The 23,253-nt window shown below is 72.4% G+C and carries 18 protein-coding genes, 5 tRNA genes and 1 pseudogene; 12 read left to right on the top strand and 12 right to left on the bottom strand.

Features of this window, described 5'->3' with window-relative positions; genetic code table 11:
- Positions 1-16: 16 nt before the first annotated feature.
- Positions 17-3,940, bottom strand: a complete 3,924-nt coding sequence (gene hrpA, locus OOK34_RS11060; protein ID WP_267033682.1) for an ATP-dependent RNA helicase HrpA — start codon at positions 3,938-3,940, stop codon at positions 17-19.
- Between the two features lie 110 nt (positions 3,941-4,050).
- On the opposite strand from hrpA, the gene OOK34_RS11055 reads away from it, so the two are divergent.
- From OOK34_RS11055 to OOK34_RS11045, 3 genes are all read left to right on the top strand, one after another.
- Entirely contained in the window at positions 4,051-4,473 is a 423-nt protein-coding gene (locus OOK34_RS11055) for a hypothetical protein (RefSeq protein ID WP_267033681.1), read from the top strand.
- A 214-nt stretch (positions 4,474-4,687) separates the two neighbouring features.
- Complete coding sequence (locus OOK34_RS11050) at positions 4,688-5,401, top strand: thioredoxin domain-containing protein (protein WP_267033680.1); 714 nt, start codon at positions 4,688-4,690, stop codon at positions 5,399-5,401.
- Complete coding sequence (locus OOK34_RS11045; RefSeq protein ID WP_267033679.1) at positions 5,398-6,237, top strand: cytochrome c biogenesis CcdA family protein; 840 nt, start codon at positions 5,398-5,400, stop codon at positions 6,235-6,237. Before OOK34_RS11050 ends, OOK34_RS11045 begins: the two co-directional genes overlap by 4 nt.
- A 41-nt stretch (positions 6,238-6,278) precedes the next feature.
- Here OOK34_RS11045 and OOK34_RS11040 read toward each other — a convergent pair.
- The 3 genes from OOK34_RS11040 to OOK34_RS11030 form a co-directional block, all read right to left on the bottom strand.
- Positions 6,279-6,352: transfer RNA gene (locus OOK34_RS11040), tRNA-Phe, on the bottom strand.
- Between the two features lie 22 nt (positions 6,353-6,374).
- Positions 6,375-6,448: transfer RNA gene (locus tag OOK34_RS11035), tRNA-Asp, on the bottom strand.
- Between the two features lie 38 nt (positions 6,449-6,486).
- Positions 6,487-6,559, bottom strand: a tRNA-Glu gene (locus OOK34_RS11030).
- A gap of 103 nt (positions 6,560-6,662) precedes the next feature.
- On the opposite strand from OOK34_RS11030, the gene OOK34_RS11025 reads away from it, so the two are divergent.
- From OOK34_RS11025 to OOK34_RS11000, 6 genes are all read left to right on the top strand, one after another.
- The gene (locus OOK34_RS11025) at positions 6,663-7,013 is read left to right on the top strand and encodes a metallopeptidase family protein (RefSeq protein WP_267033678.1); all 351 of its coding nucleotides are present in this window, start codon (positions 6,663-6,665) and stop codon (positions 7,011-7,013) included.
- On the top strand, positions 7,010-7,510 hold the full coding sequence (locus tag OOK34_RS11020; protein ID WP_267033677.1) for a CrcB family protein: 501 nt from the start codon (positions 7,010-7,012) through the stop codon (positions 7,508-7,510). Before OOK34_RS11025 ends, OOK34_RS11020 begins: the two co-directional genes overlap by 4 nt.
- Complete coding sequence (locus OOK34_RS11015; protein ID WP_267033676.1) at positions 7,507-7,881, top strand: CrcB family protein; 375 nt, start codon at positions 7,507-7,509, stop codon at positions 7,879-7,881. Before OOK34_RS11020 ends, OOK34_RS11015 begins: the two co-directional genes overlap by 4 nt.
- A gap of 94 nt (positions 7,882-7,975) precedes the next feature.
- The gene (locus OOK34_RS11010) at positions 7,976-8,662 is read left to right on the top strand and encodes a hypothetical protein (RefSeq protein ID WP_267033675.1); all 687 of its coding nucleotides are present in this window, start codon (positions 7,976-7,978) and stop codon (positions 8,660-8,662) included.
- Positions 8,663-8,981: 319 nt separating this feature from the next.
- Positions 8,982-11,243: a DEAD/DEAH box helicase gene (locus tag OOK34_RS11005; RefSeq protein ID WP_267033674.1), complete on the top strand. Its 2,262-nt coding sequence runs from the start codon at positions 8,982-8,984 to the stop codon at positions 11,241-11,243.
- 183 nt (positions 11,244-11,426) lie between these two features.
- A tRNA-Lys gene (locus OOK34_RS11000) sits at positions 11,427-11,499 on the top strand.
- A gap of 202 nt (positions 11,500-11,701) precedes the next feature.
- On the opposite strand, the pseudogene OOK34_RS10995 reads toward OOK34_RS11000, so the two are convergent.
- The 4 genes and pseudogenes from OOK34_RS10995 to OOK34_RS10980 all read right to left on the bottom strand — a co-directional run.
- A pseudogene (locus OOK34_RS10995) lies at positions 11,702-12,025 on the bottom strand (site-specific integrase); the annotation flags it as partial.
- A gap of 194 nt (positions 12,026-12,219) precedes the next feature.
- On the bottom strand, positions 12,220-12,498 hold the full coding sequence (locus OOK34_RS10990; protein WP_267033673.1) for a hypothetical protein: 279 nt from the start codon (positions 12,496-12,498) through the stop codon (positions 12,220-12,222).
- Entirely contained in the window at positions 12,495-12,878 is a 384-nt protein-coding gene (locus tag OOK34_RS10985; RefSeq protein WP_267033672.1) for a hypothetical protein, read from the bottom strand. The genes OOK34_RS10990 and OOK34_RS10985 overlap by 4 nt, the downstream gene beginning before the upstream one ends.
- A 62-nt stretch (positions 12,879-12,940) precedes the next feature.
- Complete coding sequence (locus OOK34_RS10980) at positions 12,941-13,924, bottom strand: RICIN domain-containing protein (protein ID WP_267033671.1); 984 nt, start codon at positions 13,922-13,924, stop codon at positions 12,941-12,943.
- 359 nt (positions 13,925-14,283) lie between these two features.
- On the opposite strand from OOK34_RS10980, the gene OOK34_RS10975 reads away from it, so the two are divergent.
- The 3 genes from OOK34_RS10975 to OOK34_RS10965 all read left to right on the top strand — a co-directional run bounded on the left by OOK34_RS10975 (position 14,284) and on the right by OOK34_RS10965 (position 17,044).
- Positions 14,284-14,357 (top strand) — tRNA-Met (locus OOK34_RS10975).
- 158 nt (positions 14,358-14,515) lie between these two features.
- Positions 14,516-15,679, top strand: a complete 1,164-nt coding sequence (locus tag OOK34_RS10970; RefSeq protein ID WP_267033670.1) for a PP2C family protein-serine/threonine phosphatase — start codon at positions 14,516-14,518, stop codon at positions 15,677-15,679.
- Positions 15,680-16,003: 324 nt separating this feature from the next.
- The gene (locus OOK34_RS10965; protein ID WP_267036701.1) at positions 16,004-17,044 is read left to right on the top strand and encodes a peptidoglycan DD-metalloendopeptidase family protein; all 1,041 of its coding nucleotides are present in this window, start codon (positions 16,004-16,006) and stop codon (positions 17,042-17,044) included.
- Positions 17,045-17,096: 52 nt separating this feature from the next.
- On the opposite strand, the gene OOK34_RS10960 is transcribed toward OOK34_RS10965, so the two are convergent.
- The 4 genes from OOK34_RS10960 to OOK34_RS10945 form a co-directional block, all read right to left on the bottom strand.
- The gene (locus OOK34_RS10960) at positions 17,097-18,317 is read right to left on the bottom strand and encodes a PrsW family intramembrane metalloprotease (RefSeq protein WP_267036700.1); all 1,221 of its coding nucleotides are present in this window, start codon (positions 18,315-18,317) and stop codon (positions 17,097-17,099) included.
- A gap of 95 nt (positions 18,318-18,412) precedes the next feature.
- The gene (gene trmB, locus OOK34_RS10955) at positions 18,413-19,270 is read right to left on the bottom strand and encodes a tRNA (guanosine(46)-N7)-methyltransferase TrmB (RefSeq protein WP_323183481.1); all 858 of its coding nucleotides are present in this window, start codon (positions 19,268-19,270) and stop codon (positions 18,413-18,415) included.
- 423 nt (positions 19,271-19,693) lie between these two features.
- Positions 19,694-20,914 carry an L-2-hydroxyglutarate oxidase gene (gene lhgO, locus OOK34_RS10950; protein WP_267033668.1) on the bottom strand — a complete coding sequence of 407 codons (1,221 nt, stop codon included), beginning with the start codon at positions 20,912-20,914 and terminating at the stop codon, positions 19,694-19,696.
- A 19-nt stretch (positions 20,915-20,933) separates the two neighbouring features.
- Positions 20,934-22,607, bottom strand: coding sequence for a sporulation protein (locus OOK34_RS10945; protein WP_267033667.1), 1,674 nt, complete (start codon positions 22,605-22,607; stop codon positions 20,934-20,936).
- Positions 22,608-23,253 lie beyond the last annotated feature (646 nt).

The following is a 23,253-nucleotide window of genomic DNA, read 5'->3' as shown; positions in this document are numbered from 1 at the left end:
GTGCAGTCGAACCGGATCACGGGGCCGCCGCGTCCACGGCCTTCACGATGCGCTTGTCGGAGATCGGATACGCCGTCCCGAGCGCGTGCGCGAAGTAGCTGACCCGCAGTTCCTCGATCATCCAGCGGATCTCGGTGACCGCCTCGGGCACCGGCCGGCCCTGCGGCAACTGCTCCAGCAGCCACAGGTACTCGTCCCGCATCTCGTGGACCTTCTGCATGCGCGTGGTGTCGCGCTGGGCCCCCGTCGGCATCTGCTGGAGCCGCCGGTCGGCCGCCACCAGATAGCGCATCAGGTCCGGCAGCCGGCGCAGACCGGCCAGCGTGACGAAACCGGCCGGCACGAGCGCCGCCAGCTGCGCCTTCACGTCCGCGACGTTCGCCATCAGGGCCAGGCTGTTGGTGGCCTTCAGCCGCCGCTCGCAGGCCTGCCAGGCCGCCAGGACCTGCTGCACCTGCCCGACGGTCCGCACGGTCGTGTCCACCAGGTCGGCCCGGACCGCGTCGTACAGCTTGCGGAAGCCCGCCTCGTCCCAGGCCGGACCGCCGTGGTCGGCGATCAGCTTGTCGGCCGCCGCGGTGGCGCAGTCGTCGAACAGCGCCTGGATGGAGCCGTGCGGATTGCGCGACAGCGCCAGCTTCTGCTGGTTGCTGAGCTTGTCCGAGGCGAACTTCGCCGGGTTCACCGGGATGTTCAGCAGGATCAGGCGCCGGGTGCCGAGCCACATCGCCTGCTGCTGCTCGGCCTCCGTGTCGAAGAGCCGTACGGAGACGCTCGCCCCGTCGTCCACCAGCGCCGGGTACGCCTTCACCGGCTGGCCGGCCCGCCGGGTCTCGAAGACCTTGACCAGGGTGCCGATCGTCCACTCCGTCAGCCCGGAGCGCTCCAGGGACTCCCCGCCCGCCCGCTCGGCGGTGGCCGCCGCGGCCTTGGAGAGGGCCTGGCGGGCCTTGGGCTTCAGGCGCAGCCGCAGCGCCTCGAGGTCCTTGTCCTCGGCGAGGTTGCGGCGCCGCTCGTCGACGATCCGGAAAGTGATCTTCAGGTGTTCCGGGATCCGGGTCAGGTCGAAGTCCTCGGCCGCGACCGGCACCCCCACCATCCGGTGCAGCTCGCGCGCCAGCGTGACGTGCAGCGGCTCCTGGAGGGGCGTGGCCGTCGCCAGGAAGCGCGTGGCGTAGTTCGGCGCGGGCACGTAGTGCCGGCGGACCGGCTTCGGCAGCGAGCGGATCAGTTCGGTGACGACCTCCTCCCGCAGCCCCGGGATCTGCCAGTCGAAGCCCTCGTCGGTGACCTGGTTCAGCACCTGGAGCGGGATGTGCACGGTCACGCCGTCCGCGTCCGCGCCCGGCTCGAACTGGTACGTCACCCGGAACTTCAGCTGCCCCTGCCGCCAGGAGTCCGGATAGTCGGCCTTGGTGACCCCGGCCGCCTTCTCCGTCAGCAGCATCTCCCGCTCGAAGTCGAGGAGTTCGGGCTCCTCGCGCTTCTTGTGCTTCCACCAGGAGTCGAAGTGCGCCCCCGAGACCACGTGCTCGGGGATGCGCTGGTCGTAGAAGTCGAACAGGGTCTCGTCGTCCACGACGATGTCGCGGCGCCGCGCCCGGTTCTCCAGCTCCTCGACCTCGGTCAGCAGCTTGCGGTTGTCGGCGTAGAACTTGTGGTGCGTACGCCAGTCGCCCTCGACCAGCGCATTGCGGATGAACAGCTCGCGCGAGACCTCCGCGTCGATCCGGCCGTAATTGATCTTCCGCTGCGCGACGATCGGCACGCCGTACAGCGTGACCTTCTCGTACGCCATCACGGCCGCCTGGTCCTTCTCCCAGTGCGGCTCGCTGTACGTGCGCTTGATCAGGTGCTGCGCCAGCGGCTCCACCCACTCGGGCTCCACCTTGGCGTTCACCCGCGCCCACAGCCGCGAGGTCTCCACCAGCTCCGCCGACATCAGGAACTTCGGCTGCTTCTTGAAGAGCGCCGAGCCCGGGAAGACCGCGAACTTGGCGCTCCGCGCGCCCAGGTACTCGTTCTTGTCGGTGTCCTTCAGACCGATGTGCGACAGCAGACCGGCCAGCAGCGAGATGTGGATGTTCGTCTCGGCGCCGTCGGCCTCGTTGACGTGGATGCCCATCGTCTTCGCCACCGAACGCAGCTGCGCGTAGATGTCCTGCCACTCGCGGATCCGCAGGAAGTTCAGGTACTCCTGCTTGCACATCCGGCGGAAGGAGGAGGAGCCGCGCTCCTTCTGCTGCTCGCGGATGTAGCGCCACATGTTCAGGAAGGAGAGGAAGTCGCTCGTCTCGTCCTTGAACCGGGCGTGGTTCTGGTCCGCCTGGGTCTGCTTGTCCGAGGGGCGCTCGCGCGGGTCCTGGATGGACAGGGCCGCCGCGATCACCATGACCTCGCGGACGCAGTTGTTCTTGTCCGCCTCCACCACCATGCGGGCCAGCCGGGGGTCCACCGGCAGCTGGGAGAGCTGGCGGCCCATCTGCGTGAGCCGCCTCGACGGATCCTTCTCGGACGGATCCAGCGCGCCCAGCTCCTGGAGCAGCTGCACGCCGTCGCGGATGTTGCGGTGGTCCGGCGGGTCGATGAAGGGGAACTTCTCGATCTCGCCGAGCCCGGCCGCGGTCATCTGGAGGATGACGGAGGCCAGGTTGGTGCGCAGGATCTCGGCGTCGGTGAACTCCGGACGGGCGTTGAAGTCGTCCTCGGAGTACAGCCGGATGCAGATGCCGTCGCTCGTACGGCCGCAGCGGCCCTTGCGCTGGTTGGCGCTGGCCTGGCTGATCCGCTCGATCGGCAGCCGCTGCACCTTCGTGCGGTGGCTGTAGCGGGAGATGCGGGCCGTGCCCGGGTCGATCACGTACTTGATGCCCGGGACCGTCAGGGAGGTCTCGGCGACGTTCGTGGCCAGGACGATCCGGCGGCCGGTGTGGGCCTGGAAGACCCGGTGCTGCTCGGCGTGCGAGAGGCGCGCGTAGAGGGGCAGTACCTCGGTGAGGCGCAGCTTCTTCTTGATCAGCGCGTCGGCGGTGTCGCGGATCTCCCGCTCGCCCGAGAGGAAGACCAGGATGTCGCCCGGGCCCTCGCCCTGGAGCTCGTCCACCGCGTCGCAGATCGCGGTGATCTGGTCCCGGTCGCTCTCCTCGCTGTCGTCCTCGAGGAGCGGCCGGTAGCGCACCTCCACCGGGTACGTACGCCCGCTGACCTCGACGATCGGCGCTTCCCCGAAGTGGCGGGAGAACCGCTCCGGGTCGATGGTCGCCGAGGTGATGACCACCTTCAGGTCCGGGCGCTTGGGCAGCAGCGTCGCCAGGTAGCCCAGCAGGAAGTCGATGTTCAGGGACCGCTCGTGCGCCTCGTCGATGATGATCGTGTCGTAGGCGCGCAGCTCGCGGTCCGTCTGGATCTCGGCGAGCAGGATGCCGTCCGTCATCAGCTTCACGAAGGTCGCGTCCTGGTCCACCTGGTCGGTGAACCGGACCTTCCAGCCGACGGTCTGCCCGATCTCGGACTTCAGCTCCTCGGCGATCCGCTCCGCGACCGTGCGGGCCGCGATCCGGCGGGGCTGGGTGTGCCCGATCATGCCCCGGACGCCGCGCCCCAGCTCCATGCAGATCTTGGGGATCTGCGTGGTCTTGCCGGAGCCGGTCTCGCCCGCGACGATCACGACCTGGTGGTCGCGTATCGCCTCGGCGATCTCGTCCTTCTTCTGGCTGACGGGCAGGTTCTCGGGATACGTGACCTCCGGCATCCGCGAGGCACGGCCGGCCAGTCGCGCGGCGGCCTTCTCGGCCTCCGCGGCGATCTCGTCCAGCACGGCCTGCTTGGCCTCGGGCTTGCGGATGCGGCGGGCGCCCTCGAGGCGGCGGCCGAGGCGGTGCGCGTCACGGAGGGAGATCTCACCGAGAAGCGTCTGCAGGGCGGCGAAGGAAGTAGACATACCTGGTCGAGGATCTCACCTGGGCCCGCCGAGTGGCGAACGCATTTGTGCCCCTCCCCGTACCATTTCGGGACGAGTCCCCCCGTTGTGCAAGTGAGAGGCAGCCCACCTTGTCCCGCCGTCGCCGCGTGCGCTGCCTGTGGGCCGCCGTCGTGCTCGCGCTGCTGGCGATGGCCGGCGCGGTGGGGACGGTACGGGCCGCCGGTCCTGCCGTCGCGGTGGTGGCCGGCCCGGCGGTCCAGGGCCCGGCTGCCGTGACCCCGGCTGCCGTGAGCCCCGCTGCCGTGAGCTCCGACCAGGGCTCGGCGGGGCACCGGGTGCGGGGGCCCGCCTGCGCCCCGGGTTCCTCCGGCCACGGCCCGGGCGACCCCGCCGTCCCGCCCCGGGCCGGGCAGGAGCACGCTTCCGTCCTCGCCGCCCGCCCGGCGCCCGAGCAGGCGCGCCCGCACCTCGCGCTGCGCGTACGCGTCCCCGTACGCGGTCCCGACCGGCCGGCGCCCGGACCGGTGGAGCTGTCCGTGCTGCGGGTATAGGGGGTGTCTTGCGGGTCAGGCCGGGCTCGCGACGCCTGGTGCCGCGCCTCGCCGCGTTCTCGTCGGTCGACGACGCTCCGCGTCGCCTCCCTCCTCGGCCTTGCGATGCGCGGCACCAGACGCCGCTCCCTGATCCGGCCTGACCCACAAGACACCCCCTAGGGGGACACCCACCACCGGTCCCCCTCATCACCCGCAGCTCTGGAGCACCCGCATGTCCCGCAAGTCCCGCAAGCCCCTGCTGATCTCCGCCGGGGTCGCCCTCGCCACGGTCACCCTCGGCCTCGTCTCCTGGCAGGCCACCGCCCCCCAGGAGAGGCAGGACGACACCTCCGCCTCCGCCGGCTCCACCCCCCGCACCGACCCCGCCGCGGAGTTGAAGGCCCTGGCCCGCCGGGAAGCCGGCGACAAGCTCGCGCTGGGCCGCGCCGACGCCCCCGTCGTCCTGATCGAGTACTCCGACTTCAAGTGCGGCTACTGCGGCAAGTTCGCCCGCGACACCGAACCCGAACTGGTGAAGAAGTACGTGGAGGACGGCACCCTGCGCATCGAGTGGCGCAACTTCCCGATCTTCGGCGCCGAGTCCGAGGCCGCCGCCAAGGCCGCCTGGGCCGCCGGGCAGCAGGACCGCTTCGGCGCCTTCCACGCCGCCGCGTACGCCGAGGACGCCAAGGCGAAGGGCTTCGGCGAGGAGCGGCTGACCGAGCTGGCCCGCCAGGCCGGGGTCCCGGACCTGGAGCGCTTCAAGCGGGACATGGCCGGGGAACAGGCCGCCGCGGCCCTGCGCAAGGACCAGGAGGAGGGCTACCGCATCGGCGTCCAGTCCACCCCGTCCTTCCTGGTCAACGGCCAGCCCCTGGCCGGCGCCCAGCCCCTGGCCGCCTTCGACGCCGCCGTCGCCCGGGCCAAGGCGGCGGCCCAGCGGTGACCGGCATCGGATACCTGGCCGCCCTGCTGGGCGGCCTCCTCGCCCTGCTCAGCCCGTGCAGCGCCCTGCTGCTGCCCGCCTTCTTCGCGTACTCCATCGACTCCCGCTCACGGCTCCTGGCGCGCACCGGGATCTTCTACGCGGGCCTCGCGAGCACCCTCGTACCGATGGGCGCGGCCGGCTCCTACGCGGGCCGCTTCTTCCACAGCAACCGCGACCAGCTCGTCCTCGCCGGCGGCTGGCTGATCATCGCGCTCGGCCTCGCCCAGATCCTGGGCCTCGGCTTCGCCCCGAGGCGGATCTCCGAGCTGTCCGGTCGGATCCGCCCGACCACCGCCCTGTCCGTGTACGCGCTCGGCGCGGTCTACGGGCTGGCCGGCTTCTGCGCCGGCCCGATCCTCGGCAGCGTCCTCACGGTGGCGGCGGTCAGCGGCAGCCCCGTCTACGGCGGCCTGCTGCTCGCGGTGTACGCGCTGGGCATGGCCGTACCGCTGTTCGTGCTGGCCCTGCTGTGGGAACGGTTCGACCTGGGCCGGCGGCGCTGGCTGCGCGGGCGGGCGTTGCGGCTGGGCCGCCTCGAACTGCACACGACCTCGCTGCTGTCCGGGCTGTTCTTCATCACCCTGGGCGCGCTGTTCCTCGCGTACGACGGGGCGAGCGCCCTGCCCGGGCTGCTGGACGTGGACGACTCGTACGCCGTCGAGCGCCGGGTCGGCGCCCTCGCCGACGCCGTGCCCGACTGGGCGCTGCTGGGTCTGGTCGCCGCGGGGGCACTGGCCTTCGGGCTGGCGCGGTGGCGGCGGACGTCGGCCGGGGCCGAGGAGCAGGAGGGGTAGAACGCGAAAGGCCCCGTCCGATGGACGGGGCCTTTCTTCTGTGGCTGGGGCCGGGGTCGAACCGGCGACCTATCGCTTTTCAGGCGATCGCTCGTACCAACTGAGCTACCCAGCCACGAGACTGTTTCCAGCCTCAGCGATCCTGACGGGACTTGAACCCGCGACCTCCACCTTGACAGGGTGGCGAGCTAACCAACTGCTCCACAGGACCTGGTGTGTGCAAGAACAAGTCTTGCACATGGTGTTGCGTACCCCCAACGGGATTCGAACCCGTGCTACCGCCTTGAAAGGGCGGCGTCCTGGGCCACTAGACGATGAGGGCTAAAGGCCCGCCGGGCACTTTTCAGCGCGTCGGGGACGTGAGAAGCATATGGGATCGGGGGAGCTATCGCCAAAACGGTTTCTCCCGGAGCGACAATGGCCGGGTGCTGGAGATGACGCGCGAGGAGTTCGAAGAGCTCGTCGCAGAGGCCCTGGACCGGATTCCGCCGGAGCTGATGCGGCTGATGGACAACGTCGCGGTGTTCGTCGAGGACGAGCCCCCGGCCGACGACCCCGAGCTGCTCGGTCTGTACGAGGGGACCCCGCTCACCGAGCGCGGCGAGTGGTACGCCGGAGTGCTCCCCGACCGCATCACCATCTACCGGAACCCCACATTGCGGATGTGCGAGGACCGGGAGAGCGTGGTCGCCGAGACGGAGGTGACGGTGGTGCACGAGATCGCCCATCACTTCGGGATCGACGACGAACGGCTGCACGCGCTGGGCTACGGGTGACCCGGCCCGTCCCCGGGGCCGAGGCGATCGACCCCGACGTCGACCTCCACGTGCCCGCCCAGCGCGCCGAACCGCAGGGCCGGGTGCTCGCGGCGGTCGCGGCCGGCGGGGCCGTCGGAGCCTCGGCGCGCTACGGGGTGGCCCTGCTGTGGCCGGCCGGGCCCGGGGCCTTCCCGTGGGCGACCTTCTGGACCAACGTCGCGGGCTGCGCGCTGATCGGCGTACTGATGGTGCTGATCAGCGAGGGCGGGCGGAGCGCGCCGCACCCGCTGCTGCGGCCCTTCGCGGGGGTGGGGGTGCTCGGCGGGTTCACCACCTTCTCCACCTACGCGGTGGACTTCTCCCGGCTGCTGGACGAGGGGGAGGCGCGGGTCGCGCTGGCGTACGCCGGGCTGACGGTGGCCGGGGCGCTGGGCGCCGTCTGGGCGGCCGCCTCGGTGACCCGGTGGGCGGTCCGGTGGGCGGCTGCGCGGGCGGTTTCGCGGGGGCGGCGGTGAACTGGCTGCTGGTGGTGGCGGGCGCGGTCGTCGGGGCGCCGCTGCGGTACCTGACCGACCGGGCGGTGCAGGCGCGGCACGATTCCGTCTTCCCGTGGGGGACCTTCGTGGTCAACGCCGCCGCCTGTCTGCTGCTCGGGGTGCTGGCGGGGGCGGCGCTGGCCGGGGCGGGCTCCTCGCGCGTGAACCTGCTGCTCGGGACGGGGCTGTGCGGGGCGCTGAGCACCTACTCGACCTTCTCGTACGAGACCCTGCGGCTGGCCGAGCGCGGCTGGCGGTTCCTCGCCGCGGCGAACGTCGCCGCGTCGGTGCTGGTCGGGCTGGGCGCCGTGACGCTCGGGTCGCAGGTGGCGCGACAGCTGTTCGTGTAAGGGGCGTGTCTCTTACGGGGTAAAGGGAGTTGGGCTCATTGACCCACTCATCGCGGACCCCGCCGCCGTGCTCCGGAGGTGCCCCGTGCGCCCTTTGACCGCTTCCCTGTCCGCTTCCCTCAGACTGGCCGTCTCCGCCCTCGCGGTCGCGGCGACGGCGGGCTGCATGAGTGTCGGCGAGGACGCCGCGAAGCCGGGGCCCGCCGCTTCGGTGGGCGGCAAGGACACGGGCGGCGGCGCCGCCGGGGCGGCGGGTGGCGGGCACGGCTCCGGGGTCCACGGCAACGGGCACGGGGTGAAGGACGCCACGGGCAACCAGGACGGGAAGTCCGGTGAGCCCGGGAAGGCCTCCGGCGCGACCGGGGCCTCGCCCAGCCCGGGGGCGCCCGCCGGGAAGCCGGGAGCGCCCTCGCCGTCGGCCGGCCCGGGCGGCGGGGCCGGCGGGCAGGGCGGCCAGGTGCCCTCCGGGGGCGGTACGGGGGCCGGCGGCACGGGGTCCGCGGCGGGCGGGTCCGGATCCGGCTCGGGGTCGGGCGGCTCGGGGTCGGGCGCCGGGGGTACGGGGTCCGGCGGCTCGGGATCGGGCTCCGGGTCGGGGTCGGGCTCCGGCTCTGGTTCGGGGTCCGGTTCCGGCTCGGGATCGGGCTCCGGCTCGGGATCCGGGTCCGGCTCCGGCGGGTCCGGAGGGGGGAGTACCACTACCCCCACCCCCGAGCCGACTGTGACGGAACCCACGCCGAGCGAGTCGGCCGGCACCGGTTCCGGGCCGGGCCTCGCGTAGCGGTGATCTGCCCCGGTCCGTGGGGTTCTGGATGACCCCTCCCGGGTTCACGTAACTCACCCCCGGGGCATCGTTGCAGGTCAGGGGCGATGTCCCGAGGGTGACTTGCCAGACCCCCAGGAGGGTGCGTATGGTTATAGATCGTTTGATCCCATTGCCCGGCGCCGAATCCGAAGAGCGCCGTGTGGCGCGTACTCTCCCCAACCGTGGCTGACCGCATTGAGGCGGTCGATTTGCGATTCACGGAGTTTGGGCGCGTGCCGAGACTCCGGAAGGTTTCGCATTTCGCATGTCCATTTCCAGTTCTGACCGTTCCGTCATGCCCGAGAACGACTCCAACGAGATCGTCGACGCCGAGACCCTCGCGGTCACCGAAGCCATGGACGCCATCGAGCGCGACGAGATCATCGAGGCCCTCGAGGCCGAGGTGGCGGATGTCGCCGACGTGGCCGCCGAGGCCGATGAGGCGGACGGTTCCGACGCCGACGCCGAGCCCACCATCACCTTCGGGGACCTCGGTCTGCCCGAGGGCGTCGTGCGCAAGCTCGCCCAGAACGGCGTCACCAGCCCCTTCCCGATCCAGGCCGCGACCATCCCGGACGCCCTGGCCGGCAAGGACATCCTCGGCCGCGGCCGCACCGGCTCCGGCAAGACCCTCTCCTTCGGTCTGCCCACCCTGGCGCGCCTCGCCGGTGGCCACACCGAGAAGAAGAAGCCCCGCGCGATCATCCTCACGCCGACGCGTGAGCTCGCGATGCAGGTCGCGGACGCCCTCCAGCCCTACGGCGACGTGCTCGGCCTGAAGATGAAGGTCGTCTGCGGCGGTACCTCCATGGGCAACCAGATCTACGCCCTGGAGCGCGGTGTCGACGTCCTCGTCGCCACCCCCGGCCGCCTGCGCGACATCATCAACCGCGGCGCCTGCTCCCTCGAGAACGTCGAGGTGGCCGTCCTCGACGAGGCCGACCAGATGGCCGACCTGGGCTTCCTGCCCGAGGTCACCGAGCTGCTCGACCAGATCCCCGGCGGCGGCCAGCGCATGCTCTTCTCCGCCACCATGGAGAACGAGATCGGCACCCTGGTCAAGCGCTACCTGACCAACCCCGTCACGCACGAGGTCGACAGCGCCCAGGGCAACGTCACGACCATGACGCACCACGTCCTCGTCGTGAAGCCGAAGGACAAGGCGCCGGTCACGGCCGCCATCGCCGCCCGCAAGGGCCGCACCATCATCTTCGTCCGCACCCAGCTGGGCGCCGACCGCATCGCCGAGCAGCTCATCGAGGCCGGCGTGAAGGCCGACGCGCTGCACGGCGGTATGACGCAGGGCGCCCGTACCCGCGTCCTCGCGGACTTCAAGGACGGCTACGTCAACGCGCTCGTCGCCACCGACGTCGCCGCCCGCGGCATCCACGTCGACGGCATCGACCTGGTCCTGAACGTGGACCCGGCCGGCGACCACAAGGACTACCTGCACCGCTCGGGCCGTACCGCCCGTGCCGGCAAGTCCGGTGTCGTCGTGTCGCTGGCGCTCCCGCACCAGCGCCGCCAGATCTTCCGCCTGATGGAGGACGCGGGCGTCGACGCCTCGCGCCACATCGTCCAGGGCGTCGGCGCCTTCGACCCGGAGGTCGCCGAGATCACCGGTGCGCGTTCGCTGACCCAGGTCCAGGCCGACTCCGCGAACAACGCCGCCAAGCAGGCCGAGCGCGAGGTCGCCGACCTCACCAAGCAGCTCGAGCGCCTGACCCGCCGCGCCGCCGAGCTGCGCGAGGAGGCCGACCGCCTCGTCGCCCGCTCCGCCCGTGAGCGCGGTGAGGACCCGGAGGCCGCCGTCGCCGAGGTCGTCGAGGCCGCCGAGGCCGAGGTCGCGGCTGCCGTGGCCGCCGTCGCCGAGCCCGTCGCCCAGGAGCGCACCTTCGAGCGCCGCGACGAGCGGGGCAACTACGAGCGCCGCGACAACCGTCGTGACGACCGTGGCGGCGACCGTGGTGGCGACCGTGGCGGTTTCCGCCGCGATGACCGTCCGTCGGGTGGCTTCCGTGGTGGCGACCGCCCGTCCGGTGGTGGCTTCCGTCGTGACGACCGTCCGTCCGGTGGTTTCAACCGTGACGACCGTGGTGGCGACCGTGGTGGTTTCCGCCGCGATGACCGTCCGTCGGGTGGCTTCCGTGGTGGCGACCGCCCGTCCGGTGGTGGCTTCCGTCGTGACGACCGTCCGTCCGGTGGTTTCAACCGTGACGACCGTGGTGGCGACCGTGGTGGTTTCCGCCGCGATGACCGTCCGTCGGGTGGCTTCCGTGGTGGCGACCGCCCGTCCGGTGGTGGCTTCCGTCGTGACGACCGTCCGTCCGGTGGTTTCAACCGTGACGACCGTGGTGGCGACCGTGGTGGTTTCCGCCGCGACGACCGTCCGTCCGGTGGTTTCAACCGTGACGACCGTGGTGGCGACCGTGGTGGTTTCCGCCGCGACGACCGTCCCTCCGGTGGCTTCCGTGGCGGCGACCGCCCCTCCGGCGGTTCGACCGGCTCCTTCGGTGGCCGTCGTGACGACAAGCCCCGCTGGAAGCGCAACGGCTGACGCCTGAGCGCCATCTGACGAAGGCTCGGCCCCCACAGCACTCCGGTGCGGTGGGGGCCGAGCCCGTTTCCGGCCGTTTGGCCCCTCCCGCACCGGATGGCGGGAAACCGCCGGGGCCACACCCGGCGATACCCGATCGGCCAGCAGCCCCTCTCCGGCTATGCTCTGGGGTGAGCACATGGAGGGCCATTAGCTCAATTGGCAGAGCAGCGGACTTTTAATCCGTTGGTTGTCGGTTCGAGTCCGACATGGCCTACCGCTCGCAGGCCGGGGTTGACCCCTCTGACCTGCTACTGAGCGCCCCACCCGGTTTCGGCCAGGTGGGGCGCTCAGTCGTTTCCGGGCCCGTGCGTGAGCGATGCGTGAGCGGACGGCCCGTCATCCCCTGGTCAGGAGGCGGACGAGCGGGCACGAGGCACCAGCTGGGCCGCCGCTTGGGGTGATCGGTGGCAGGTCGGTGCGGGCCAGCGGTCCAGCCATTCGCCGACAGTGATCGACCCGAGGAGCGAGGTCCGGGCCCGCAGCCGGCGCCGGGTCTCCTCGGCGTCGGGAAGCGCAGCCTTCTCGTCGGCCACCTGCTCCAAGAGGGCCGCGATGCCGACGATGCTCTCGAGGTCGTCCGCCGCGGGTATGCCGAGGAGTGCTCGTACGTGGTCCAGGTCGGCCTGGGCGGCCTTCAGGCTCTCGTACCCGGCGCGGTTGAAGGCACGGCGGATGCCGTCCTCGCGGAGCGGGAGCTCCTGGCGGATCGAGTACGAGCCGTGCTTCCGGGCGCCCAACTCGACCAGCGGACGGCGGGATGATGGCGAACGAGACCTGCGCCGACTCAGGCGCGAGCAGCGGTGGACGCAGGCACAGGCCGCCCAGCGGGTATGCGCCCAGATCCGCTTCCTCGTTGGTTGGTCAACAACGCCAGTACGAGAGGCAGGCGTCCAGGACCCACCGCCCGCGCGCGGCTTCGTTTCCCGTCATCCGCTCACGAGAGAAGGCCCAGGTCAACGACCTGGGCCTTCTGCGGGTCGATCCGCTTGTCCGTGAACTTGATGCAGTTCACGCCGGTTCCCGGCTTCGTGACCGACTTGATCCCGGAGGACTGCGACACGGTGCCGTCGTACTCCACCAGGGCGGAAGCCTGCGCGTGGGGAGCACGGGCGGGGCCGGGGGTGGAGGCGACCGCGACCGTGACCGTCGTGGCCGCGCAAGCTGTGACAGTGGCCAGGATGACGACCTTGGCCCGCTTGGACAGGTGCCTCATGAGTGCGACTCCTTGTGGTGCGTGTGGGGGGAGTTCCTGACAGCACGCGGTGCGCGCCGGAAGGCTGGTCTGCTCTGGACCGCGACGGTGAACGGGGCGTCCGCGGCGGCACCCGTCGAGCTGCGCACGAGGACCAGAATGGTGTTCGCGGCATTGCCGCAGTTCGGGTTCGGAGTCACGAAGGTGTGGACACTGCCGCCGGTAGGACCGTTTCCGGCAAGCACCAGAGCCTCGGGGAGGTTGACCGGGTCCGGACCCACCGTGACGCAGCACACGCCGAGGCTGGCTCGCCGGCTCTCCGTAATGTTCTTGGCCTTCAGTAGTTCTCCCGTCGAGGAGACCTCGGCCGCGGCCTGGGTGTAGGGCGCGTCCAGGGGCACGGGGTCGGCGATGGCCGGCGCCGCGAGGAGGCCCGCCAGAGCGCAGGCCCCCAGCAGGGGAGTTACAGCGTGTCTTCGGCCTTGATGGCGCCGCCCTGGACGACGAACTCCTGGTCCGAGGAGGTGCTGCACTGCGATACGCGGACCTTGTCGTCGTTGTTGCGGGTCGGTCCCATGTCCAGGCAGACCTCACGGTTCGTGCCGATCGTGTCCCTGAAGACGAAGCGGCCGTCGCGTACGACCCACAGCTGGTGGCGCAGGTACGCACTGGTGGCGCACGGCTTCAGCGTGATGCTGCTGCCGTCTTCGAGGGAGTCGAGGGTCAGGCACATCTCCTGGCTGGTGCCGAAGGTGTCACCCCTGATGATCTTCCCTTGGTCGATGACGAAGCGCTGTTTGACGTCACCCGGGGCGCAGTCCCAGATCCGGATGCTGCTCCCCTCGGTGCGGGAATCGGAGGACATGCACATCGGCTGGGGCGGCGCGGTCAGCACGTTCAGCGTGCCGTCGGCGGTCAGCGGAACGCCGACAGCCGCGTCGGTGTAACTGAGCCTGCCGGAACCGGGATTCAGGGCGGTGTTCGCCGGGGCGGTACGCGCCACCGTCACCTGCGGTGAGAACCGCATGTAGGCGTTGGTCTGCCAGCCGCTGACCCCACCGTTGGCTCCGAAGCCGTCGCAGGTCAGGGTGGTGTCGGAGTTGCTGCGCACGCAGTTCCGCAGGACCAGGTTGTTGCTGGTCCAGTTGGATCCGGGGACGCCGTACTCGCTGGGTACGGTGCTCTGCGCGGGGAAAGTGGTGTTGGCGGGGGCGGTGAAGGTCATCTGGACCCCGTTCGCCGGCACCGTCGAGCTCCCCCCGGTGTTCTGGAAGGTCCAGGGCACCGCTCCGGTCTCGCCACGGGCGATGGTCACCTGCGTGGGTACATCCCGGCCGACCAGGGGCTGCGCGGCGGCCGGCGAAGCGGCGAGGACTCCCAGGGTGAAAGCGGCCAGGACGCTTCCCGTCAGACCGGCCAGCCGGGTCGTCGAACGATTCACGGACACGTCTCCGTTCCTTGCGACGCAGGTGGACGCGGGCGTCGAAGGGCCCGTGACGAGGCCACCCTGCGAAGATCGTTATCAACCTAGGGGGCTCTTGCTGGGGAGCATCCGACCCCACGCACGGGTTCACCCCACCGTGTCGCCCTGCGTCTGAACCGTTGGTTGTCGGTTCGAGTCCGACATGGCCTACCGCTCGCAGGTGAGGGCCCCACCGGGGGTCCGGGCCCGCGCGAACTCCCGGAGCAGACCCGCAGCAGATCGGTTTTATGGGGTCTGACCTGCGGTGATGTGGTTCTGTGGGGGTCGGGGCGGGGTAATTGGTGGGAGGCGTCCCCCGGATGACGTAGAGTTGGGTTTACCGACGCGGGGTGGAGCAGCTCGGTAGCTCGCTGGGCTCATAACCCAGAGGTCGCAGGTTCAAATCCTGTCCCCGCTACTCAGTACGAAGGCCCGGTTCCCTGGTGGAACCGGGCCTTCGTCGTGTGCGCTGCCGCCCGTGCGGTGCCCTCACCCGATCGGCCCGGTCCGCTCGCCGTACGAGGGCACGTGCCGCCAGCCTTGAGGGGCGGGGTGACCGGGCGGCGGGAGAGCAGCGTGGCGGGGCTGGGCCGGCAGGGCAACGACGTGAGCGCGGACGGCACCGCCCGGCGGGTGGTGCGGATCCTGCCGGTGCTGCTGATCCTCCTCGGGCTCGTCTTCGACCTCATGACCCCGCCCAGCTTCACGGGATCCCCCTTCTTCACCGCCGGCCCGCTGGTCGCGGCCTCCCTGTTCACCCTCCGGGCGACCGCGCTGACCGGGATCGCCGCCTCGCTGGCGGTGGTGGGCCTGCACGTCAACTACGGCACCAGCTGGAACGTGGAGGCGCTGACCGAGCTGGCGACCGTGCTGACCGTCTCCGGGCTGGCCCTGCTGATCAACCGGGTCGTACGGCGCAGCGGCGAGCGGCTCGCCTCGGCGCGCGGGATCGCCGAGGCCGCGCAGCGGGCCGTACTGCCCACCCCGGCCGAGCGGATCGCGGGGCTGCACGTCTGCGCCCGGTACGAGGCCGCGCAGGCCGACGCCTTCATCGGCGGGGACCTCTACGCCGTCCAGGACACCCCGTACGGCGTGCGGCTCGCGGTGGGCGACGTACGGGGGAAGGGGCTGGGGGCCGTGGAGGCCGTCGCGGTGGTGCTGGGGGCCTTCCGGGAGGCGGCGGAGACCGAGCCGACCCTGGAGGGGGTCGCGCGGCGCCTGGAGCGGGCGCTGGCCCGGGAGGGCGCCCGGCGGGGCAGCCTGGACGCGGTGGAGGGGTTCACCACCTGCGTGCTCGGGGAGATCCCGCCCGGGGCCGAGCGGCTGCGGCTGCTCAACCGGGGGCACCCCGAGCCGCTGCTGCTGTACGCGGACGGGGGACTGGCGGTGCTCGCCCCGGCCGAGCCCGCGCTGCCCCTGGGGCTGGGCGAGTTGGCGCCCGGCCGGCCGGGTGCGCCCGAGGAGTGGCCCTTCCCGGCGGGCAGCACGCTGCTGCTGTACACCGACGGGCTGACCGAGGCGCGGGACGGTTCGGGCACCTTCTACGATCCTGCGGCCCGGCTGCGGGGGCGGGTCTTCCCGGGGCCGGACGAGCTGCTCGGCGCGCTCAGCAGCGATGTGCGGCGGCACACGGGCGGCGGGGCGACGGACGACATGGCGCTGCTGGCGGTCGGCCGGGCGGGGGAGGGGCAGCCGGAGCGCCGCCGGACCGTTCCGGTGGTGCGGCGCGACGGCGTGTGAGGTGACCCTGCGTAGGCGCCGGGGCGCTCTGCGCAAGGGAGCTGACGACGCGTCATTGCTGCAATGTGGCGGAAGTGGTGCGGGTTGGCCGAGGATTTGCCGGAGTTGGTAGACGGTGAGGCGAATGTCCTGGCCAAAGCCGTTCGGGGAGTGGCCGATTGGCCTTAACGATCAGTCGCATCGGCTTGGAATCATTCCCCTTCGTAGATTACCGTTCGATAACGCAGCGCGGTCGTCCCAGCCGTCGCAACGACGGCACCCGTGTGCGTTCTCGCCCATGAGGAGTGTGCCCCGGTGGCCTCCAACTCGCCTGCCGCTGAAGGCATCGACGTCCAGGAGACGCCCACCGCAGGAGCCTGGGGCGAGTGGAATCCCACGGAGGACTCCGCCCGCCCGGTCCGCGGCAAGCACCGGGTCCTCAAGGCGCGCGGCGGACTCGCCCGCAGCTCGACCGTGCTCGGCGTGGGCGTGATCGCGGCCGTCGGCGCGGGCGGCATCGCCACCGCGCAGGACCGGCCCCAGGTCGCCATATCCATGCCCTCGATACCCGATCTGCTGGGCGGCGGCGGACACTCCGGCTCCGACGGCGGTGCGGGCGCGGAGGCCGTTTCCCAAGCCGCCGCCGAGGGCGGGGCGTCCACCGCGGGCGTTCCCCGGCAGGCCGACGCGGGCGAGGCGCTGCGCAACCGCATCCTCCAGCAGGCCGAGACGGAGCAGGACGCCGTCGAGGCCCAGGCCCGGGCGGACGCCGAGCGGACGGCGCGCGAGAGCGCCGCGCAGGAGGCCCGGACCCAGCGGGAAGCGGCCGACAAGGAGGCCGAGGCCGCACGCGTCGCCGCCGAGAAGGCCGCCGCCGAGAAGGCGGCCGCGGACAAGGCCGCCGCCGAGCAGACCGCGACCAAGGCCGCGGCGGACACCGGCGCGGGCGCCGGGACGAGTACGGGGACGGGCTCGGGCACCAAGGCTTCGGGCGGCTACTCCCTGCCGACCTCCTCCTACACCCTCACCTCGCACTATGGGGCCGCCGGCTCCATGTGGTCCTCCGGCTACCACACCGGCCTCGACTTCGCCGCCCCGACCGGCACCCCGGTCAAGGCCGTGGGCGGCGGCAAGGTCATCTCCGCCGGCTGGTCGGGGGCCTACGGCTACCGGATCGTGCTCCAGCTCGCGGACGGTACGGAGGTCTGGTACTGCCACCTGTCCTCGATGTCCGTGACCTCCGGCTCCGTCGGCGCCGGCGAGACCATCGGCCGGGTCGGCGCCACCGGCAACGTCACCGGTGCCCACCTCCACCTCGAGGTGCGCAAGGGCGGCTCGACGGTCGACCCGCTGGCGTGGCTGAACTCGAAGGGGCTCGACGTCTGAGGTCCGGCCCCTCCGTTCCTTTCAAGCGCTCGGCTCAAGCACTCGACGCCGGTCAAGCGCTCGACGCCGACAGCTCCGGCCTCCTGGCGGCCGGTACGAAGGCCCGCGCGGGAGACCCGGCCGGCGGGACGTAACGCGGCGGCAGCAGATCCTCCAGTACCGCCGCCCGGGCCAGGGCCGGCGCGGCCGTCGCCCGGCGCAGCCAGAGCCGGTGCAGCAACTCCCGCTCCCGCTCGGCGAAATCCGGGTCCCGGCGGGCCGGGCCCGTCCGCCGGGCATGGCGGCGCAGCAGGGCGAGGGCGGCGGCGTCCGCCGCGTACCGGGACACCGCCCGGGCGGCGGGACGGCCTCCGGTGCGGCGGGCCAGGGCGCGCGCCAGTGACCGGGCCGGCATCGAAGCCAGGGCCGGCACCTCCGCCGGACTGAGCCAGCCCGCGGCGGCGTACACCGACAGCTCGGCGGCTACGGCCCGCAGACGGTGGCGCCGTATCCGCACGGCCAGCCACAGCAGCAGCCCGAACGCCGGGACCATCACGCAGCCGTAGACCACGTAGAACCCGTACTCGCCGAAATGCGAGGAGCCGTTCCACAGCGCGTGCGCGCCCATGGCGAGGGCCAGGCCCAGCAGGGGAAGCCCGGTCCTGCGCGTGCGGCGGGCGGTGAGCGCGGCCGCGCCGAAGCCGAGGCCGGTGAGCACCGTGAAGAGGGGGTGCGCGAACGGGGAGAGCACGACCCGTACGAAGAAGGTCGCGGCCGTCACGGAATCCAGCGCACCGGTGCCCTTGGCCAGGTCCTCCTCGAAGGCGTTGCCCAGGTAGAGGATGTTCTCCGTGAAGGCGAAGCCGGTGGCGGTGAACCCGGCGAGCACGAGCCCGTCGACGGCGCCGGTGAACTGCCGTCTTCGGAAGACGAACACGAGGAGCAGCGCCGCCGCCTTGGCGCTCTCCTCCACGACCGGGGCGATCGCCACCGAGCCGAGCTGGTCGGCGGCGGAGGGGTCGGTGGAGGCCGCGGCCATCCACTCCGTGGCGAAGCTGTTGGCCAGTATCGCGATCAGCGCCGCGGTGCAGGCCCCCCAGCCGAAGCAGAACAGCAACTGCCGCCAGGGGCCCGGCGCGGCCCGGCCGAGCCACCGGAAGGCCGCCATCAGCGGCGGCACCGGCAGCAGGGCCAGGCCGAGGCCTACGAAGAAGCCGGCCGTGCCGGTCTGCTCCCGCACGAGCTCGAGGATGGCGACCCCGGTGGCGGTGAGCAGCGTGACCAGCACGCACATGCGGGCCGTGCCCGATGGGCGTGCGAGCACAGGGGGGAGCGCTCGGTACACATGATGACCCTACCGAGTGGGTCGGACACTCGGAGTGACGTTTGTCAGTTCTTGGGGCCTGGTTCGGGTGCAGGTTCGCCCGCCTGTTCGCCTGCCGGTTCGCCTGTCGGCTGGGCGCGGGTGAAGAGGAGGTCGTGGACCAGGTGGCCCTTGTCCAGGCCCTGGCCCTCGAAGCGGGTGAGGGGGCGGAAGTCCGGGCGGGGCGCGTAGCCGCCGTCGGCCTGCGTGTTCTCGAACTCCGGGTGCGCCGTGAGCACTTCGAGCATCTGCTCGGCGTACGGCTCCCAGTCGGTCGCGCAGTGCAGCAGCCCGCCGGGCGCCAGGCGGGTGGCGGCCAGGTCGAGGAACTCGGGCTGGATCAGCCGGCGCTTGTGGTGGCGGGCCTTGGGCCACGGGTCCGGGAAGTACACGCGCAGCCCGGCGAGGGAGGCGGGCGGGAGCATCTCGCGGAGCAGGATGATCGCGTCGCCGTTGGCCACGCGGACGTTGGTGAGGCCGCCCCGTTCGGCGAGGGCGAGGAGGTTGCCCTGGCCGGGGGTGTGCACGTCGGCGGCGAGGATGCCGGTGGAGGGGTCGGCGGCGGCCATCTGGGCGGTGGCCTCGCCCATGCCGAAGCCGATCTCCAGGACGACGGGGAGGCCGTCGAAGAGCTTCTCCAGGTCGATGACCTCGTGGCCGTCGATGTCGAGGCCCCAGGTGCCCCAGAGCCGCTTCAGCGCCTCGCCCTGGCCGGTGGTCACCCGGCTGCGGCGCGGCTGGAAGCTGCGGATCCGGCGCTCGTGGTGCGACCCGGCGGGGTCGGGCGCGGGGCCGTCGGGGAAGCGGGGCTCGGTGCGCCACTTGGGGGGCGCGTACGGGGCTGCCTCCGGCTGGGCGTCGGGGAGGCTGGGCTGGGGGTTCAGGGGCTCAGACACAATGCACTGATTCTACGACGAGGGGGCTGGGCGCGGCCTGGCCGTTGCCCTGGCCGGGCGGGGTCGGGGGCGGGGTGGGGTGTCGTCCGGGACGGGCTTCGATGTTCGGCGCCCTGGGTTTGCTTGGTCTGCCGGGCGGTGCCTCGCGCCGAATTCATCTCGTTTTAGTCCCGGACGACACCCCACCCCGCCCCCGACCCCTTACGTGCGCGACCCCGTGCTGGCGCAGTCCCATCCAGTCCCGCTGGCGCCATCCAGCCCCGCCGCACCATCCAGCCTCGCCGGCGTTTGAGGCGCGGGGGTCTGGGGGCGGAGCCCCCAAGGGGTCCGGGGCGCAGCCCCGGGGAACGGGCGAAGGGCGGGTAGGGGACCCAGCCCCGCGCAGCGGGACCCGCGCCGCCGGGCGGGGGGTCAGGGGGCGCGGAGGGCGCGTAGGGCTCGGGCGGCGATCTCGCGGCCGATGGGCAGGGACGCGGTCGCCGCAGGCGAGGGGGCGTTGAGGACGTGCACCGTGCGCGGGGCCTCGCGGATGAGGAAGTCGTCCACCAGGGTGCCGTCCCGCAGGACGGCCTGGGCGCGGACCCCGGCCGCGGCGGGGGTCAGGTCCGCGGCCGTGACGGAGGGCAGGAGGCGGCGTACGGCCTCGGTGAAGGCCTGCTTCGACAGGGAACGGTGGATCTCCCCCGCCCCGTACCGCCAGTGCCGCGCGGCCATCCGCCAGGATCCCGGCCAGGCCAGTTCGGTGGCGATGTCCCGGGGGCGGACCGTGCCCCAGCCGTAGCCCTCGCGGGCCAGGGCGGGGACAGCGTTGGGCCCGACGTGGACCCCGCCGCCGATGCCCCGGGTGAGGTGGACGCCGAGGAAGGGGAACGCCGGGTCGGGCACCGGGTAGACCAGGCCCCGGACCAGCTCCGGGCGGGCCAGGTCGTGGTACTCGCCCCGGAAGGGGACGATCCGCATGCCCGGGTCGTCGCCGGCGAGGCGGGCGATCCGGTCGCACTGGAGGCCCGCGCAGTTCACCAGGACCCGGGCCCGGACCACCAGGCCCGAGGTGGTGCGGACCGCCACGCCGGAGGGGCGGCGCGAGATCAGGTCCACCTCCGCGCCGTAGACGATCTCCGCGCCGGAGGATTCGGCGAGCTGCGCCGCGACCTGCCCGTAGTCCACGATCCCGGTCGTGGCGACGTGGATCGCGGCGAGGCCGCGCACCTCCGGCTCGTACTCCGTGATCTGGGCCGGTCCCAGCTCGCGCACGGGGATGCCGTTCTCCCGGCCGCGCTGGACGAGGGAGTGCAGGCGGGGCAGCTCGGAGCGGTCGGTGGCGACGATCAGCTTGCCCGTCACCTCGTGCGCGATGCCGTGCTCGGCACAGAACTTGACCATCTCGGCGGCCCCGCGCACCGCGAAGCGGGCCTTGAGGGATCCGGGGCGGTAGTAGATGCCGCTGTGGATCACCCCGCTGTTGCGGCCCGTCTGGTGCCGGGCCGGGCCCGGTTCCTTCTCCAGCACCGTCACCCGGGTCCCCGGGGCCAGGCGTGACAGGGCATGGGCGGTCGACAAGCCGACGATCCCGCCACCGATCACCAGCACGTCGCAGTCCACGCTGATACCTCCCACCCCTGCATACTGCACCCCGCCACTGACAATGCGGCTACGCGGGGGCCACCAGCAACGGCCGGGCGCGCTCGCGCAGCTCCGCCACGCGCGGTTCGTCGCCGTACGGTTCCAGCCGGTGCAGCAGGTCCCGTACGTACTCGTTCGTCCGCGCCGAGGAGATCCGGCCCGCGACCTCCACGGCGCGGGTGCCGGCGGCGCAGGCCGCGTCGAGGTTGCCCGACTCCAGCTCGGCGACCGCGCTCACCACCAGCCGCAGCCCGTGCGAGCGTACGTACTCCTCCGTGGGGCGGGACAGCGCCTGCTCGGTGAAGCGGCGGACCTGGCGGGGGAGTTTGAGGTCCCGGTAGCATTCCGCCGCATCCGCCGCGAAACGGTCGTACGAGTAGAAACCCAGCCAGGTCGGATCCGGATCGCCCTCGCGGGAGCGCTCCAGCCAGCCCTCGGACGCCCGCAGCGCCGACCCGGCGGCCGCCGAGTCGCCCGCCTTCGCGTGGGCCCGGGCCTCGACCAGGCGGAAGAAGCTCATGGTGCGGGCGGTGGCGAGGCCGCGGTTGCGTTCGACGGCGGCCTGCGCGAGGTCCACGCCCTCGTCCGGGAAGTCCCGGTAGGTCGCCTGGAGGGACATCGAGGCCAGTACGTACCCGCCGAGCGGGACGTCGGCGGCCGCGCGGGCCAGCCGCAGCGCCTGGATGTAGTACCGCTGGGCGGCCTCCTGCTGGCCGGTGTCGAAGGCCATCCAGCCGGCCAGCCGGGTCAGTTCGGCGGTCGCCCCGAAGAGCGCGCGGCCCACCTCGTCGGTGTAGGAACCGAGCAGCAGCGGCGCCGCGTCCACCCGCAGGCACTCGGGCACCATCGAGGAACGCCAGTCCCCGCCGCCGTACTTGGAGTCCCAGCGGCGGGCGTCCTCCGCGGCCTCGCGCAGCTTGGTCACGTCGCTGTGGCCCACGCGCTGCGGGGAGACCTCCGGGACGGGCCGCGCCACGGGGGCCGCCGCAGGGGCCGTCGCCGGAGCCGCCGCGGGGGCTGCCGCGGGGGCTGCCGCGACGGGCGGCTGCGCGGTTTCGGTTCCGGGCTGGGCGGGCACAACGCCCTGCGCGGGGGTTCGCGGAGTCCGTCGCGGCGGGGCGGCGGTGGTGGAGACCCGTACCGGAGCCGGCTCGCGGACGGCTGCCGGTCCCGGAGCGGTGACGGCGGCCGCCTCGGGCGCGGAGCCCGGATCGCCCGCCGGGCCCGGTTCGCGCGCCACCGAGCTGTCGGCCGGAGATATCAGCCACCGCGAGGCGGGCGTCGCGTACGCCGACACCGAGAAGGAACCCGCGAGCGACTGCCAGATCCCGCCACCACCGCGCCGCCCGGCGAGGTCGAGCCGGTAGAGGTCGGTCGCCGAGCGCACCGCCGCACCGATGTCGCGCGGGAAGGCCAGCCCGACCTCCGGAGCGGGATCGGCGTCGGCCAGCCCGATCTCGTGCAGCGGGACCGGCCGCCCCAGCTTCGCCCCGATGGCGGCGGCGATCAGGTGCGGGGCCGCGCCCTGCGGCACCATCCCCTTCGACACCCACCGCGCGACCGACGTCTTGTCGTATCGGAGCGTCAGACCGCGCTGCGCGCCGAGGTCGTTGACCCGACGGGCCAGCCCGGCGTTGCTGATGCCCGCGAGGGCGAGGACGGCGCCGAGCTTCTCATTGGGCTCGCGGAGCTCCCTGGACATGCGCCACCCCTCGTCACACGCGGAACGCAGACGCCGCCGGGGCATAGGCGCCCGGCATTTCGTAAACCCAGCGTAGTTCCCCGCCTCCCAAGCGTTAAGGCCCCGACTTCCGTATGGCGGGATTGTTGTCCGTATGCACAGTCCGCCCGGGGCCCGTGCCCGGGGCGCACGTGTCAGCTCGTGCTCCGGCCGTGTGGCCGTGCGCCCGGCCGTGCGCTCTGGCCGCTCCCGGGGCCCGGCGATTCGATGTGCGGTGCGTGGGTCGGCCCGCCGCGTGGATCCGGTGGGCCGGGGGATGCCGCTGCCTCAATCCCCGCGGGTGGCGGAACGGTCCGGGAGGTGGGAGACGCCTCCCGGACCGCGCCCCGCGCCCTCCCCGGGCTCCCCGCGCGAGGGTCCGTACGGGCCCTCAGTACGGCCGAAGAATGGCCGAAACCGACCTATGGGGCGGTGGGAACGGAACGCCAAATACCGCGTGGCCGGGGCGTGTTCGTTTACATGTGCGCCCCCCGAAGTCACTCTCGCACGCCCTTCTCGTGGCAGCATGGACCCCGAGCCACCCGGGGTCCTGCCGGCCGCGCCCTCCAAGCGCCGACGCACGCCGACGCACGTTGTCCGTGCCGTACCGGCCGTCCGTTGCCCCGGT

This window comes from Streptomyces sp. NBC_00091, from assembly GCF_026343185.1.
Classification (GTDB): Bacteria; Actinomycetota; Actinomycetes; order Streptomycetales; family Streptomycetaceae; genus Streptomyces.
The sequence above is the reverse complement of the archived record's forward strand: the minus strand, read 5'-3'. Positions and strand labels throughout refer to the sequence as shown.